At 52.1% G+C, this 14666-nt stretch carries 19 protein-coding genes and 1 pseudogene; 17 read left to right on the forward strand and 3 right to left on the reverse strand.

Annotated elements, in window-relative coordinates:
• Positions 1-178: 178 nt before the first annotated feature.
• From trpB to I6L32_RS20975, 5 genes are all read left to right on the forward strand, one after another.
• Complete coding sequence (gene trpB, locus I6L32_RS20955; protein WP_041214833.1) at positions 179-1372, forward strand: tryptophan synthase subunit beta; 1194 nt, start codon at positions 179-181, stop codon at positions 1370-1372.
• A complete protein-coding gene (trpA, locus tag I6L32_RS20960; RefSeq protein ID WP_151028627.1) occupies positions 1369-2175 on the forward strand; it encodes a tryptophan synthase subunit alpha in 807 nt (268 codons plus the stop codon). The genes trpB and trpA overlap by 4 nt, the downstream gene beginning before the upstream one ends.
• Before the next feature lie 186 nt (positions 2176-2361).
• Positions 2362-3564, forward strand: coding sequence for an ISL3-like element ISAeme19 family transposase (locus I6L32_RS20965; RefSeq protein WP_084865641.1), 1203 nt, complete (start codon positions 2362-2364; stop codon positions 3562-3564).
• Between the two features lie 703 nt (positions 3565-4267).
• Positions 4268-5113: a hypothetical protein gene (locus tag I6L32_RS20970; RefSeq protein ID WP_139737723.1), complete on the forward strand. Its 846-nt coding sequence runs from the start codon at positions 4268-4270 to the stop codon at positions 5111-5113.
• Between the two features lie 120 nt (positions 5114-5233).
• Positions 5234-5866 carry a competence protein CoiA gene (locus tag I6L32_RS20975; protein ID WP_139737722.1) on the forward strand — a complete coding sequence of 211 codons (633 nt, stop codon included), beginning with the start codon at positions 5234-5236 and terminating at the stop codon, positions 5864-5866.
• Between the two features lie 227 nt (positions 5867-6093).
• On the opposite strand, the pseudogene I6L32_RS20980 reads toward I6L32_RS20975, so the two are convergent.
• A pseudogene (locus I6L32_RS20980) lies at positions 6094-6345 on the reverse strand (metal-dependent hydrolase); the annotation flags it as partial.
• A 134-nt stretch (positions 6346-6479) separates the two neighbouring features.
• On the opposite strand from I6L32_RS20980, the gene I6L32_RS20985 reads away from it, so the two are divergent.
• From I6L32_RS20985 to I6L32_RS21040, 12 genes are all read left to right on the forward strand, one after another.
• Positions 6480-7169 (forward strand): hypothetical protein, encoded by a 690-nt coding sequence (locus I6L32_RS20985; protein ID WP_216944444.1) that lies wholly within the window; start codon positions 6480-6482, stop codon positions 7167-7169.
• Positions 7170-7342: 173 nt separating this feature from the next.
• Entirely contained in the window at positions 7343-7819 is a 477-nt protein-coding gene (locus I6L32_RS20990) for an SMI1/KNR4 family protein (protein WP_216944445.1), read from the forward strand.
• A gap of 663 nt (positions 7820-8482) precedes the next feature.
• Positions 8483-9166, forward strand: a complete 684-nt coding sequence (locus I6L32_RS20995) for an alpha/beta family hydrolase (protein WP_216944446.1) — start codon at positions 8483-8485, stop codon at positions 9164-9166.
• Positions 9167-9322: 156 nt separating this feature from the next.
• A complete protein-coding gene (locus I6L32_RS21000) occupies positions 9323-9592 on the forward strand; it encodes a hypothetical protein (protein WP_216944447.1) in 270 nt (89 codons plus the stop codon).
• 84 nt (positions 9593-9676) lie between these two features.
• Positions 9677-10072: a DUF2750 domain-containing protein gene (locus I6L32_RS21005; RefSeq protein WP_216944448.1), complete on the forward strand. Its 396-nt coding sequence runs from the start codon at positions 9677-9679 to the stop codon at positions 10070-10072.
• Positions 10073-10156: 84 nt separating this feature from the next.
• On the forward strand, positions 10157-10345 hold the full coding sequence (locus tag I6L32_RS21010) for a hypothetical protein (protein WP_048208017.1): 189 nt from the start codon (positions 10157-10159) through the stop codon (positions 10343-10345).
• Between the two features lie 301 nt (positions 10346-10646).
• Entirely contained in the window at positions 10647-11066 is a 420-nt protein-coding gene (locus tag I6L32_RS21015; protein WP_216944449.1) for a hypothetical protein, read from the forward strand.
• Between the two features lie 214 nt (positions 11067-11280).
• Complete coding sequence (locus I6L32_RS21020; protein ID WP_216944450.1) at positions 11281-11658, forward strand: hypothetical protein; 378 nt, start codon at positions 11281-11283, stop codon at positions 11656-11658.
• Between the two features lie 105 nt (positions 11659-11763).
• Positions 11764-12225: a DUF6678 family protein gene (locus I6L32_RS21025; protein WP_216944451.1), complete on the forward strand. Its 462-nt coding sequence runs from the start codon at positions 11764-11766 to the stop codon at positions 12223-12225.
• Positions 12226-12381: 156 nt separating this feature from the next.
• On the forward strand, positions 12382-12669 hold the full coding sequence (locus I6L32_RS21030; RefSeq protein ID WP_216944452.1) for a hypothetical protein: 288 nt from the start codon (positions 12382-12384) through the stop codon (positions 12667-12669).
• Between the two features lie 177 nt (positions 12670-12846).
• A complete protein-coding gene (locus I6L32_RS21035) occupies positions 12847-13026 on the forward strand; it encodes a hypothetical protein (protein ID WP_139736969.1) in 180 nt (59 codons plus the stop codon).
• A 102-nt stretch (positions 13027-13128) separates the two neighbouring features.
• On the forward strand, positions 13129-13371 hold the full coding sequence (locus I6L32_RS21040; RefSeq protein ID WP_010673692.1) for a DUF3297 family protein: 243 nt from the start codon (positions 13129-13131) through the stop codon (positions 13369-13371).
• A 272-nt stretch (positions 13372-13643) separates the two neighbouring features.
• Here the strand turns inward: I6L32_RS21040 and I6L32_RS21045 are convergent, their stop codons facing one another.
• Positions 13644-14078 (reverse strand): DMT family transporter, encoded by a 435-nt coding sequence (locus I6L32_RS21045; protein ID WP_216944453.1) that lies wholly within the window; start codon positions 14076-14078, stop codon positions 13644-13646.
• Positions 14079-14088: 10 nt separating this feature from the next.
• A complete protein-coding gene (locus tag I6L32_RS21050) occupies positions 14089-14577 on the reverse strand; it encodes a DMT family transporter (RefSeq protein WP_216944454.1) in 489 nt (162 codons plus the stop codon).
• Between the last annotated feature and the right edge of the window lie 89 nt (positions 14578-14666).

Raw genomic sequence — 14666 nt, forward strand, 5'->3', positions numbered from 1 at the left:
GACTCATTCAACGAATTAATGAACTGCGTTTGCCCATAAGCACAAGGAATAATGTATGACCCTGCTCAATCCGTTTTTCGGTGAATTTCGTCGATGACATGTATGTGCCCCAGCCATACGCCTCAGCCCGCCAAGGCTCATACCTGATCTCAATTGCAGAATGTAAAGGAAGATAACCATGACCCTGCTCAACCCGTTTTTCGGTGAATTTGGCGGCATGTACGTGCCCCAGATCCTTATCCCCGCCCTGCTCCAGCTGGAGAAGGCCTTCGTCGATGCCAAGGATGATCCGGCCTTCGTCGCCGAGTTTCAGGCGCTCCTGACCGAGTACGCCGGTCGCCCGACCCCGCTCACCCTGACCCGCAATTTGACCAAGGGCACCAAGACCCGCCTCTACCTCAAGCGTGAAGATCTGCTGCACGGCGGCGCCCACAAGACCAACCAGGTGCTGGGTCAGGCCCTGCTTGCCAAGCGCATGGGCAAGCACGAGATCATCGCCGAGACCGGCGCCGGTCAGCACGGTGTGGCCACTGCGCTGGCCTGCGCCCTGCTCGGCCTCAAGTGCCGGGTCTACATGGGGGCCAAGGATTGCGAGCGCCAGAAGCCGAACGTGTTTCGCATGAAGCTGATGGGTGCCACCGTGATCCCGGTGCACTCCGGCTCCAGCACCCTCAAAGATGCCTGCAACGAGGCGCTGCGGGACTGGGCCGCCAACTACGAGACCGCCCACTACCTGCTCGGCACCGCCGCCGGCCCCCACCCCTTCCCCACCATCGTGCGGGAGTTCCAGAAGATGATCGGGGAAGAGGCCAAGGCCCAGTGCTTCGAAAAAGAAGAGCGCCTGCCGGATGCGGTGATCGCCTGCGTTGGCGGCGGCTCCAATGCCATCGGCATGTTTGCGGACTTTATCGATGAGCCTTCCGTGCGCCTTATCGGGGTCGAACCCGGTGGTCACGGCATCGAAAGCGGCGAGCACGGCGCGCCGCTGGGTCACGGCAGCAAGGGGGTCTTCTTTGGCATGCACTCCTTCCTGATGCAGGACAACCAGGGCCAGATCCAGGAATCCTACTCCGTCTCGGCGGGGCTGGACTTCCCCTCCGTCGGCCCCCAGCACGCCCACCTGGCCGCCATCGGCCGCGCCGAGTACCCCTCGGTGACCGACAAGGAGGCGCTGGACGCCTTCCAGGAACTGGCCAAATCCGAAGGCATCATACCCGCGCTGGAGTCCTCCCACGCTCTGGCCCACGCCCTCAAGATGGCCCGCAGTGAACCGGAAAAAGAGCAGGTGCTCATCGTCAACCTCTCCGGCCGTGGCGACAAAGACATCTTCACCGTTGCCGACATCTTTGAAAAAGAAGGAACCTTGTCATGAACCGTTACGCACAACTCTTCTCCCGTCTGGACAAGGCCAATCAGGGCGCCTTCGTGCCCTTCGTGATGCTGGGTGACCCCACCCCCGAATTGTCCCTGGCCATCGTCGATGCCCTGGTCGAAGGGGGCGCCGACGCCCTCGAACTCGGCATTCCCTTCTCCGATCCGGTGGCAGACGGCCCCACCATTCAGGGTGCCGCTCTGCGTGCCTTTGCCAGCCACACCACCCCGGACGACTGCTTCGGCCTGCTCGCCCGCATCCGCGCCAAGTACCCACAGCTGCCCATTGGCCTCCTGGTCTACGCGAACCTGGTCTATGTGCGCCACATCGACGGCTTCTACGAGAAGTGCCAGCAGGCAGGGGTGGACTCCGTGCTGGTGGCCGACGTGCCGGTGCAGATGTGCGAACCCTACAAGGCGGCCGCCGACAAGTTCGGCATCGACAGCATCTTTATCGCCCCGCCCAACGGCGATGCCGAGACGCTCAAGGCCGTTGCCGAGCTCGGCTCCGGTTACACCTATCTGGTGAGCCGCGCCGGTGTCACCGGTGCCGAGACCAAGGCCGGCATGCCGGTGGAGGGCCTCATCAACACCCTGCGCGAGTTCAATGCCCCCCCCGCCCTGCTCGGCTTTGGCATCAGCGAACCGGCCCAGGTGCGTGAAGCGATCAAGGCTGGCGCCGCCGGTGCCATCTCCGGATCCGCCGTGGTGAAGATCATCGAGACCCACCACCAGAACCCGGAGCATATGCTCACTCGCCTGAAAGAGTTTGTGGAAGGGATGAAAGCCGCGACCAATCGATAAGGTCGGGTTGGGGTCAGATGTCCGTGGCCCTGAGTTGCCAGTTCGCATAACCATGTAAAAGGGAGCCTGATCGGCTCCCTTTTCTTTTGGTTCTTCGCGGGATCTTGGGGAAGTGGAAGTTGACAGACAGGGTGCTGGTAAACTGGCTGTCTCCAAACACACCACCACCATCACCCTGCTGTCGCCGTGCATCATATTGATATTGCCTCCTTCTGGCCAGGTTATACCGTCATCGCCCAAGCGCTTTCTGCCAACCATCACACCCTGTTTACCCTTGAGCCTCGCGCCGACCTGTTGCCCCGTTGTCGCCGATGCCTGCAACCCACGCCATTGATCCACGACCAACGTATCCGCCGGGTGCGTGAGCGAGACCTATTTGACCGACAAGTCTGGTTACAACTGCCTGTTCGCCGCGTCGACTGTCTGCGCTGTGGTCGCGTCAGTGAACATATCGACTGGCTCCCCTCTGGCTCCCGCCTCACCCGGCGCATGCAGTGCTGGATTGAAGCGCTCGTTCAGTACCTCCCCATCCGCCATGTCAGCCAGCTCACCGGGGTCGGTTGGCACACCATCAAGGAGATCGACAAGCGCCGTTTGCAGACCAGTGTGGGCACCATCGAACTTGGGGAGGTGCGGCGGCTGGTGATGGATGAGTTTGCCCTGCACAAGGGACACCGCTATGCCACCGTGATCATGGATGCCGAGCGAACCCGCGTCCTGTGGGTGGGGCACGGCAACAGCCGGGCCGCTATCCGTCCCTTCTTCGAGCAGCTCGGCGAGCGATGCCAGCAGATTGAGGCGGTGGCGATGGACATGAACACGGCGTTCGACCTGGAGGTGAAGCAACACTGCCCGCAGGCGGAGGTGGTCTACGACCTGTTCCACGTGGTGGCTCGCTATGGCCGAGAGGTGGTGGACCGGGTGCGAGTGGAGCAGGCGAATGCACTGAAAAGCGATAAACCGGCGCGAAAAGTGGTCAAAAGTGCGCGTTGGTTGCTGCTACGTAATCGGGCGAAGCTGAGTGAAAAACAGGATGTGAAGTTGCAGGAGCTGTTGGCGGCGAATCAACCGCTGGCGATGGTGTACGTGCTGAAAGAGGCGTTGAAGGGCATCTGGTATGCGCCGAGCGTGTGGGAAGGATGGCGACGATGGCGGAGCTGGATGCGGCAGGTGAAGGAAAGCGGGCTAGCGCCGCTGCAACGATTTGGTCGAAATTTATCGAAATATATGCGGGGGATCCTGGCGAGTGCAAACTACCCGATGCACACGAGTGTGCTGGAAGGGGTGAACAACAAGATCAAAGTGATAAAGCGTATGGCATATGGATTTAGGGACTCAGAATACTTTTTTCTGAAAATCAAGGCGGCCTTCCCCGGAAAGCCGCGATGAACCTTTCTTTTTACCCCCTCTCCCTCTGGGAGAGGGCTGGGGTGAGGGGAGTCTACGGCAACCCTATTTGCTCACATTGAACACTACTAATGACTAATTTATTGATCCAACACAGATTCCCACCAAAACCCGCTTCTCAACGCACGACCCTCCCCCTTAAGATACCCGAATGACAATCAACCTCTCGGAAAAACACCATGACAGCGATTGTTGCTATCTCGCAAGGTAAAGGCAGCGGACTGGAGGCTGAAACTCAGGGGCGGTAGCGTGGTTTTTTGTAGATTGGAGCAGAGCGTAACGAAGCCCAACAGACGAGCATAATTACTCCGTCCAGAGTGGGATAAATATGGATGTGGCTGATCCGTAAAATGAAATTACAGATATATCTAGCAGTAAACGCTGGTCTTCACTTCGTTCAGCACCAACCTACGATTTTTAGCCCAACATACGCGATCAGGGGCGGTAACTATGCTGACGCTTGCCATCACCGACTCCCTCACTGTTATTTTACACAGAGCTAACGAAAGCGTTAAACAAGGAAGTCAAGCATTCACGTTCAGCTCCATAAACAAGCCGGTCACGTAACAACCTAAAATACGTAATTCACAACGGTGAATGAGAATGTGGTGGAGTTATATGGAAAGCGCCGTTATCGGACTTATACCACCGCCATCTAATCATTGTATGTTCTAAGGATAAATATATGGATAACATGATCTTGGTTTTAGATGAGTCTGGAGCTAAAGGGTACGCAACAAATGATGAGAAATATGATGGTGAAGTCGGTGTGATGGCTGGCTATGTCTACACTGAAGAAGAAATATTAGATATCAAGCGTATGTTTAGTCAATTTATTACCCCATTTTATAACACCATAAACGGGAAGTTTCATATAACAGATTTAGAAATAACTGACCAAGAAACACTTAGAAATAACATATTCTTTGCTTTTAAAAGAACGAAACTTCAATGGTTCTATCAAGCAATTTATTCTAAAGGATTTCATCAATCAGAGTTTATGGCGGGGCGAGGAGGTCTACAAGATAATAAAAAATCACTTCATGAAGAACTTTTTGAAAAAATGTTAATAACGAGTTTGTGTATGGTACATTCTCTAGGAAAGCACAATTTGAAACTTGTAGTGAAAACGGACAATGTAGATTCAGGAACACTTAAAAAATTTAATAAGACAGCAGAGTTTATACGTCATATTTTTCTTCAAAATGAGCGAGAAATATTTAGATATGTAAGAAATGGCGATAAATATGAGAAGGAAATAGCATACTTATCAGTAAAATGTGATTCCGCACCGAAGTTTGATGAACTTATAATTGAAGTAGAGTGTGATTCATCGCCACTAACTGTTGCTGCTGACATCTTAGCTAATTCAGTACACTATCACCTTAGAGAGAGGCAAAAAATTAATTTGGGTACTAGTCTAAATAACAAGACCGCAATCGACAAACATCCTTTGGTAGATTTGGCCTTCATAGCAAAAGATGAAAGCCAGGTTCTTCCTTTATTGGATATTATCCATAGACGCGAATGAACATAAAAATTCATTGCAATTTATGCCGTCAACAATGTCGGTTGTAGCTTAAAGAAATTTGTTAACTTTACCTTTAGCGTAGTACGCAATTAAGTCGGTTGTTAAGTGTAAGGAGACTCAATGAGATTTGCACTAGTTAATAATATTAAGAGCGAGCCACATAAAGGGCTAAAAGGTATATGCTTTTGTTGTGGCTCAGAAACAATAGCAAAATGTGGCAACTATAAAGTTCATCATTGGGCGCACAAGGATAAAAAACATTGCGATCCTTGGTGGGAAAATGAATCAGAGTGGCATCGAAGTTGGAAATCTCATTTTCCTTCAGACTGTCAAGAGATTACATTTACCGACGCAAATGGTGAGCGGCATATTGCCGATGTGTATTCGCCCAAGAAGGTTGTCATTGAAATCCAGAGCTATGCTATTGACGATACAGAGTCCCGAGCTAGAGAAATATTTTATGGGAATATGGTCTGGATTGTAAATGGATGCAAAGGCGCCTTGGATGCAGCAAATTTTAATTTGAGTGTTTTTTATGCTCATACACCAAATCCCCGTTTAAGGAAGTTTCGTTGGGTAGGGCGTGGGAAAATTTTTGAAAAATGGAGCAATGCTACAAAACCCGTCTATATAGACTTTGGTTCAGATCGTGTTTGGCAATTGTTGGAGTATGATACCAAATCTAAACATGGTTTAGTGCTGGCTATACCTAAATACGAATTTATCCAAGAACTGGGCGGTAATTGCACCTAACAAACTGTTTACGAATGATTAGCTACGATTGACATTTTTACTGTGCGTTGCACTTTGTCTATATGGTGGCATGAGGGAGCATCAGTATTGCGTTGCTCCCCCCTTAAAAAATCAGGCCCCCACCTTTCTGAACAAGCGGATTCATCACCAGCCGATAAAAGATGGGTGTCCAAGTTTTAATTTTTGCTCAGCCACGATATTTCCAACAACCCTTGCCAACCCCACCACTACCTGCCCCAGACCCGCCACCCCATCAGCGCCAGCATCAATACAACCCCCGGCAGCCAGACCCAATAGAGCTCGGAGAGGATCACCGCCTCACCTCTGGCGGTGAGGTAGGCCTCCAGCTTGAAGGGGGCAACCCGGATCACCTGCCAGGGAGCGAAGAAGCGCTCATCACGCCACGGCCAAAGCCAGCCCACCCCCTTGCCGCCTGTGGTGAGCGAATCGAGCAGGCTGTGGGAGAGCAGAGAGACCAGAGCGGTGGCGGAATGCTGGGGGTATTACTATGGACAGGCAGGCTCGTCTCCATTCGTGGCTCAAAACGCTTGCCATGGGTATCCATCTTACGCATCATTCACCATTTATAGAGTCATACGAAAACGGAATGGTGATGAAACAAGGGTTATTCCTGCTTTTAATGCTGTTGCAAGCACAAGTTTTAGCCGAAGGCCCCCCTCTGAAAGCCAAAGATCCGCTCGATTTTATTCCCAAGGGATATGTTGTCTTTGAGAAAATCGAGGGGGATTTAAACAAGGATGGCCAGAGTGATATGGTCATCGTCATCAAAGGCACTGACAAGCGCAATGTCATTGTTGACGAATACCGTGGTGAGCTGGATCGTAATCGGCGAGGTCTTATCATCGCGTTCAATAAGGGGGATCACTATGAGCTGGCGCTCGATAATCCAAGCTGTTTCTCCTCGGAGAATGAAGATGGTGGTGTCTATTTTGCCCCTGAGCTTTGGGTCTCCGTAGAGAAAGGGATCTTGCAGATCCACTATGGCCATGGACGTTATGGTTACTGGTCTTACAAATTCAGATATCAGAACGCCGGTTTCGAATTGATTGGCTACGACCTGAGTGAAAACCGCGGCCCCCTCGTCGAGCGGGTGACGAGCATCAACTTCTCGACCAAGAAAATATTAATAAAGGAGAACATCAATCAGAATGCGCAAGAAGATGGTGACGAGATCTTCAAGCAAACCTGGAAACGATTCACCTTGCCAGCACCGTTTACCCTAAAAACGGTTGCTGACTTTGATGGTTTTTACTATGACAAACTGTACAAAATCATTTTCTAGATACCTTGCAGGGTATCTGGATGCAAAAAATAAAGATATGAGACACTGTGAATCCAAGCAAAAGTAGCGTATGCCAAGGCTTTGTGTGAATTTGTACATACAAGGAACCGCAGTGAATACAAACAAATTATCCAATTACTGTCAAGCGCAGTGATAGTTCAGGAAACCAGAGAATGAGAGAGTTAATCCAACGGATTGGTGAGATGGAAAACTGCAAGGTATTGCCACCTTCAGGCATTCCTGACATGGATATTCCAGATGATTTAAAAGAATTTTATTCACTCTGCGGTGGTGTCATTATTTTTGAGTCAAGTGACTATTGTTTCAAAATCTCGACACCAGCAGAATTAATCCCTGCGAATCCATCTATACTGCCTGAAGGGTATGAGCAAGACATACCCAAAGATGATATTTCCAATGATTTCTATATCATCGCAAGAAATGGCCCTGAACAAGCAATAAGCATAAATCTCGGGGATTCTCAATTTGGCTACTGTTACGATAGCTTCTGGGACCTCCATGCAACGAGTGATTCCCCCATAATCGCATACAGTTTCACATCGCTCTTGAATAACTTGGTCAAAAATAAAGGTTCTTGTCTTTATTGGCTCAATTCAAGCTTTGTTAGTTTGGGGTACTTATATGACTAGGCGCTTTACAAGGGCCAGCAAACGACAGGGTAACGCCAATTAACATACTGGCAAACAGGTGAGGCCGGGAGCATGTGCCCACAGCCAAAAGTACCGACATATCGCACACCCGCCTTGCTGAGCAAGGCGCTGGATAGCCAGAACACAAAAGATGGGTGTCTACGTTTTTGATTTTCGACTCCCATAGGGATACAGCTGCAATCGCTGCATCACCCCGCCAGATCGACGCCCTTTCGCTTTCCTGCTTGTTGCCAATCACGGCATCGTTGTCGCCTCGCTCGACGGAAGTCGGCAGGAGCGAAGGGGCTTTTTTCATACATCTGCTCACTCAGCAGCCCGCTTAAAACAATAATCTTTCACTAATGTATTGAAGCTAATAGTATTTTTCTCCCCCCCTCTTCCCATGACCCGATCAGAGCCCTTATGATAGCCAAACGACAATCCATCTCTCGGGAGAAGGCCATGACAGCGATTGTTGCTATCTCGCAGGTTAACAGCAGCGAACTGGGGGCTGGAACTCAGGGGCGGTAGCCTTGCCAGGATTGTGGCGCCAGACTCGAAAAAGATGGCGCTCAATGCAGGTTCAACCACTGCAAGGGCTTCGATATCGACCAACAATCCGGCAACATAGCCGGGACTTTTCCATCGTATCGAGATCTGAGTGTGACCAAGACTCCAATTCTGCTTTTAGTCGGCCGCGACGATTGGCAAAGAGATGAAGCATTGAACCAGGCCCTGCTGACCAGATTGAGAAAAAACAATGTCGACATTCGTTGGGAGGATCCAGCGGCCAGCTTCATTTTTTCATTCAGAAAATGGGTAAAACGGCTCCGTCTTCTTCCAAAACACCTGGAACGATTACATCTTCGGGCGGCACAGGTACTCTATGGTATCTTGCACCCATCGTATTTTTCCTATCTGTATCACAGGAAAGACAACGCTGTGTTATCTCGTTGTGATTTTCTCAAGAAGACAATCAGCAGCCAGGGTATCGCTGAACGTGTCATCGTGCTTGCACGCTCTTCAGGTGGACGGGTGTCATCATTGATCGCCGATGAACTGGGTCTCAAGAAAATAATTTGCCTGGGCTACCCTTTCAAACATCCTGATTCGCAGGATGAGCCAGAACGTTATCAGCATCTGGCCAATCTCCAAACTCCCATGCTGATTATCCAGGGTGTTCATGATGAATATGGTGGTCTGGGTATAGAAGATCACTACCCTCTCAGTGCGAATATTCAGATCTCTTATTTTGATACGAATCATAATTTCACTGTCGATGATGCCACCATCACCCGATTGGTTGATGCCATTGAAAACTACTCGGGTTTGGTGAAACGGTCTTGATATTTATACACAGATACATGTGTAGAGACCAGGAACGGTTTGAAACAGGCGGGATAATCAGTTCACCTACCTATTGACCAGAGGTGGTTCTTCTTTGATGATGAGACCACCTTTTTATTATTACCGCCTTTCCGGCTAATTACTATTGAGGTATTCTTGAAAAGTGAAGGATGCCCAATCTGTGGCTTTACAGATATAACCGTGTTGGATGAGTCAAATTGCACCACTTTTGATATTTGCGCATGTTGTGGTGCCGAGTCAGGTTTTGATTATGATCAACACTCCACACCTGAGCATTGTGCCAAGATCCGTCATCAATGGGTTGAAACAAAACATTGCGCATGGTGGGGGAATAAAAAATTGACTCCATTAAACTGGAATCCAAAAAAGAAAATGGCGCTGGCCAATATTGAGATGTCTCTGTAGCAGCCAGTTGTTGGCAAACCATGCACTCACCAAAAACCGGCACTTGAAAACAGCCACGGGTTCTATATTAACCATTGAGAGAATATGAGCTACCGACTCACTGAAAAGGAAATGCAAAACGTCCTTGCTCTTCCGTCGACAGAGCGTGTCATGCATTTCATCAAACGCGTCGCAGACCAGGAGTCTGCCTGGGGATTGCGTGCATCTGACGGCTGGGTGTCTGGCGATATTGATGGTTGTGGCAAGCCAGCGTTTGCTATCTGGCCTCACCCTGAATACGCCAGCGCATGTGCCACGGGTCCTTGGTCAACGGCGAAACCTGAGATCATTGGCCTGGACGACCTGATGGGCGAGTGGTTGCCTGAAATGTCCAGACTGGGCATTCCGGTCGCAATATTCCCCACCCCACAGGACGCCGCTGTGACCATGACGGCACAAGCGCTATCGGCAGCCCTGGCATATGAGCTGGAAAACTACTAGGTGTCAGCGGTCACCCATTCCTGTCGGGCTTCTCATAACGGCGCCTGAACTCGGACCTCAGCAGATAAAAGAAAGGAGCATCTTTTGAACCCAGACTACCTTGAAACCGGCAAGCAGTTTTTTGTTGGGTGGGGGACATTGATGCTAATCAATGCTGTCCTCGCCCAAGGGAAGAATCGTAGCGGTTTAGCCTGGTTTTTTATTTCATTGCTGCTAGGCCCGGTTGCAACATTGATATTGGCTCTGGTTCCAAAAAGAACAGAAAGTCAATGACAAGACATGCTTTAACCATGATGCTTTTCAATTTTTTGATAACAGGTGGATCATGTAGCGATTCATTTTTATCAATTTGGCAGGCTCTAAAAATCAGTCAATATGCTTGAAAAAACAAATTATATCGCTGTGAACTGGCGCTATATGAATGTTCCTGGTTGATGTTCATGTTTGCACCGCAATCCAGGTCGTGTATCAATCCCTCACCATGAATATATTTCCATCAGACATATTCGGATATCCCGGTAAGGATCTGGTATCTGATGGTGCGATCATGCTCTCAATCTGAGGCTCATCAAAAATGAACCCCCTTTTTCTATCCGAAAGACATCCTGTTTCCCATAAGGCGGCCATTCTTGCTGATGAAGGGACTTCGGTCTGGCTCTACATGACAGACTCCGGGGCTGATTACCCTGCAGCGGACTGTTGGCTGCTCAATACGGTACCATCCCCTGAACATCTGAATGAGTACTGCGACAACAACGCACCGCCGGCAATCCTCAAGTTTGTTGTTCCTGGTAGTGAAGGTGATGCCCCCCTCGAAAGCGATATTGAGCTGCGTTGGGCGCCTGACGGTCATTCCGTCGCCCTGTTGGTCAAGGGTACTCCACTGGGGTTTATTGCACAGGGAAACAAACATGGCTACAGCAAGAATCTGGTGACTGCCAGCCCGTTTGGCATGCCATTTGAACAAGAGCTTTATGAGCGGTTGTTCCCATGATCACTCCTGTCTTGTCGGCCTGTCATTCAAGACGTTCATAGCCTTCACTGGTCTGGATTGACCACCCCATCTTGCCAACAGGTCGGGCAATATTGCAGCCAAATCCCCAACACAGAATCTGCCGCAGAACAATTTTCTGTTATGCATGTTGACCGCGAGATAGGTTGCCGCCGCTGGATATAACACGCCATAACATAGAATCTGAGAAGGCAAAATGGACAATCTGGAAAAAATCAAAAACCTTATTCCGCTATGGTATGCACAAAGGAAGTGGGCTGAAGAGCTGCTTGTACGTGTTTTTCATCTGGCCTCCGCAGAGGAAATATTGGAGCCAAGGCATAGGGGAAGCATGACCATACCAGGGACTCATTGGGTCTATCGTACTCATGGTGTTGGTGTCGATATATACCGAACTGCTTCTGTCGGTGGAATAGACTTTGATTTCAACAAGCCAGATCCCGACGAGTGGCGCTTAAAAGTATTCTTTGAAAAACAGTACAATGAAGGCAACCTCTCGTTCACCGCGTACCGCGAGCTCTATGAGGATGAAGAACTGCTTGACCGCGTTATAAAAATGGCGCTTGACAGGTGATCTACAACACCTGTCGTTTATCAAACCCATATCTGGTTTTAGTGGGTCGTGTCACGACAGGCGGCGTAGATTTCCCTGGCAAGGTGTCATTCGATCTGGAGGATAATGATGGACATTCGACATAGAGAGCCCGTCAAAGAGTATGTTATCAAGGCAGGCATGACGTCTGTTTCGAACAATTCCAAATGGAATCGTCTTTTTGCGTTGCTGCATCAGAGCAACAGGTTCTTCCAATACCGGCGAACGGATCTGGATGGTTCCACATTTCCAGAAGATGGTGAGAGCTATACACCAGAACTGGCCCAATATTGGGGCAACTTCTGGGCCATGGAGTTCCTTGACGTCCTGGCATACCAGGCTCACTCCAGAGGGGCATTGCTGGCACCGGATATTGAAGATTTCACGGATGAAGCGATTCATATTGCGAGCCAGGCCGGTGTCAAATTTACCATGCTGGAGCGTGGTATCCGGGTCTGGGGCTATGTGAGAAAAGAGAGCCATCCCGTTTTCGTCTGTATGCACAACCAGTCTCTACAGGCGCAGCGGCAGGACCACTGCGCGAACTAGCGTACTGTGTTGACCCTTATTTTTCTGCATTGCGTAAACGACTTGCGCCCCAAAAAGAGCGACGAATGTCTTGGTGTAAATACATGCCCTACACAGGGTAGTGTCACTGGACATATCAACCATCGTCACCACACCAGATGTTGCAGGTAAAGCAATATGCCCGATGAAATACAGCTGGCATTTACGCCAGACAATGTAAAACAGGTTTTGACATGGGGCGCCCATCCAGAAAGTGCACCTCACCATCATGAGTCCATTGCTCACTGGTGTGAGGCTTTCTGGAACAAATACGCTGATATAGATGCCCCCGCAGAGATTGATGCCGTGATGCCCATACTCGCGGAGGTAGAAACGAACTGGGATATCCACGTTGCGTTGAGTAAAGAGTCTGCCTCCATGCCTGCTGAATGGTTTGTCGCATGGTTATCTCAACTACCGGAGTGACAAGGCAACTCCCCGTCAGGCCGGAATCGCAAAATAGCACCTCGTGACAAAATAGAGTGCCCGAAGAAGATGACCCATCGTTGAGTCACACCAACTGGCATGGCTGATTAACGCAGCGAAAGGCTCGCGACAAGCGCCTGCTCCTCCATATTTCGCATCCAATAAGTGAATCGCCCCATGATAAGAACACTTATCCAGCTTCTGTTGACACCGCTTCTGGCGGTTGCCTTCCTCTATCTTTGCAGCCTGCCGGAGGATCTCTATTTCGACCCGCCGCTCTTAAGCTATGTCGTCATGTTTCTTGTCACTCTGGCTGGCACCACCTATGGCAGGATCAAGGCCTGGCGCGCCTCCTGACCGACCTCATCACAGATTCTCAAGGCTGCGCCGACGCTGCCTTGAGCCCGGCGGGGCCATTGTCTACAATGGCGCACTTTGCATCCACAACAGGTAATGACCATGAGCGACAACAAACCTGCACTGCCCGACCGTCTGGCGGCCAACCCGCGCAGCCCGCACCATGTGGCAGAGTGCTTCGAGCACGAGATCGGCATTCGCGTAAACGGCAAGGAGCGCACCAATGTCGAGGAGTACTGCATCAGCGAAGGTTGGGTGAAGATCCCCTCCCCCAAGGCCAAGGATCGCTACGGCAACCCCATGCTGATCACCGTCAAGGGCACCGTCGAGGCTTTCTACGCCTAAGCGGCCCTGACCGCGCGCCCCGCCGGGCCCGCCGCCATGCTGTTCAGAACACCGGCCTTGTGCCGGTGTTCTGCTGTTGAGGGCGGCCCAGGGTTACAGGCGCCTCTCTTTCTTTGCTCTCTGTTGCCTTCCTTTGTCTTCCTTTCCTTCCCTTTCTTTCGACTTTTCCTTTTCATCTGGGCCCTGATCCGGCTGGCAGGCCGCCTTTGGCATCCAGGCAGGGCGACACTCTTGTCATCCCTGCCGGTTTACCCAGGCCATCACAGCATCACTCACCCTCGGGAGCGCGGCTTGCCGGCCTGCCAGCGTTGCAGCGCAGCCCCCGCCAGCACCAGCAGAATGCCGAGCAGATCGCTCGCGGCCAGCCGCCCGGCCAGGGCATCGAGCAAGGCGCCCCCCGCCAGCTGGCCCGTGACGATGAGCAGGGCGCAGGCCAGGGCGCCGATCCGGCCGATGGCCCAACTGCTGATGGCGACGAACAGCGCCCCCAGCACGCCGCCGAGCAGCAGCCAGGGATCGAGCCCGGCGAGCCGCTCCCAGGGCGCCCCCTTGAGGATGAGCAGGGCGCCGAGCAGCCCGAAGCCGAGCAGGTGGTTGGCAAGGGACGCCGTCATGGCGCCCCGGGCGCTGGCGAGGCGGCCATTGAGGGTGCGCGACAGGCTCACCGCCACGCCGTTCAGCAGTCCCAGCAGGATCAAGAGGGTCATGGTGTCTCTCCTAATGCAGCACGATAAGCAGGGCGCCGGCCAGCACCAGCAGGGCGGCGAGCGCGTCTTTTCCCGAGGGGCGGCGGCGAGCCAGTCCGAGCCAGCCGAGGCCATCGCACAGGGCACCAAACAGCAGTTGGCCGAGCAGCAGCAGGGCCAGGGTGCCCGCCATGCCGAGGGGCGAGTTGAGGCACAGGGCCGCCAGCACCACGGTGAGCGCCCCCGGCAGACCGCCGAGCCAGGCCCAGGGCGGGGCCGCCTCCGGCGTCGGGGGCCCTGGGGAGAGCCACCACAGGAGCCCGGCCACCAGGGTGCCGACCCCGTGGGCCAGCCAGCTCGCGAGCCAGGGGTCGGTGGCGCGGGACAGGGCGCCGTTCTGGGCGATCATCAGCGCCAGCAGCAGGCCGGCAGCGAAGGCGGCCAGGGCGCCCAGGGTCTGGCCAAGTGTCTGTCCGAGGGCGGGGCGGCCGGGGCCGCGGTCAACAAGCGGGGGGATCATGGGGTTGCTCCTTGGTTGAACTGACGAGCAGGGTAAATTGTTTTTGATTTGGGGATAATCTACCCTCCTGGAACAACATTGTTTCCATA

Origin of the sequence: Aeromonas sp. FDAARGOS 1402, assembly GCF_019046925.1 — a bacterium.
Taxonomy (GTDB): Bacteria; Pseudomonadota; Gammaproteobacteria; order Enterobacterales; family Aeromonadaceae; genus Aeromonas; species Aeromonas caviae.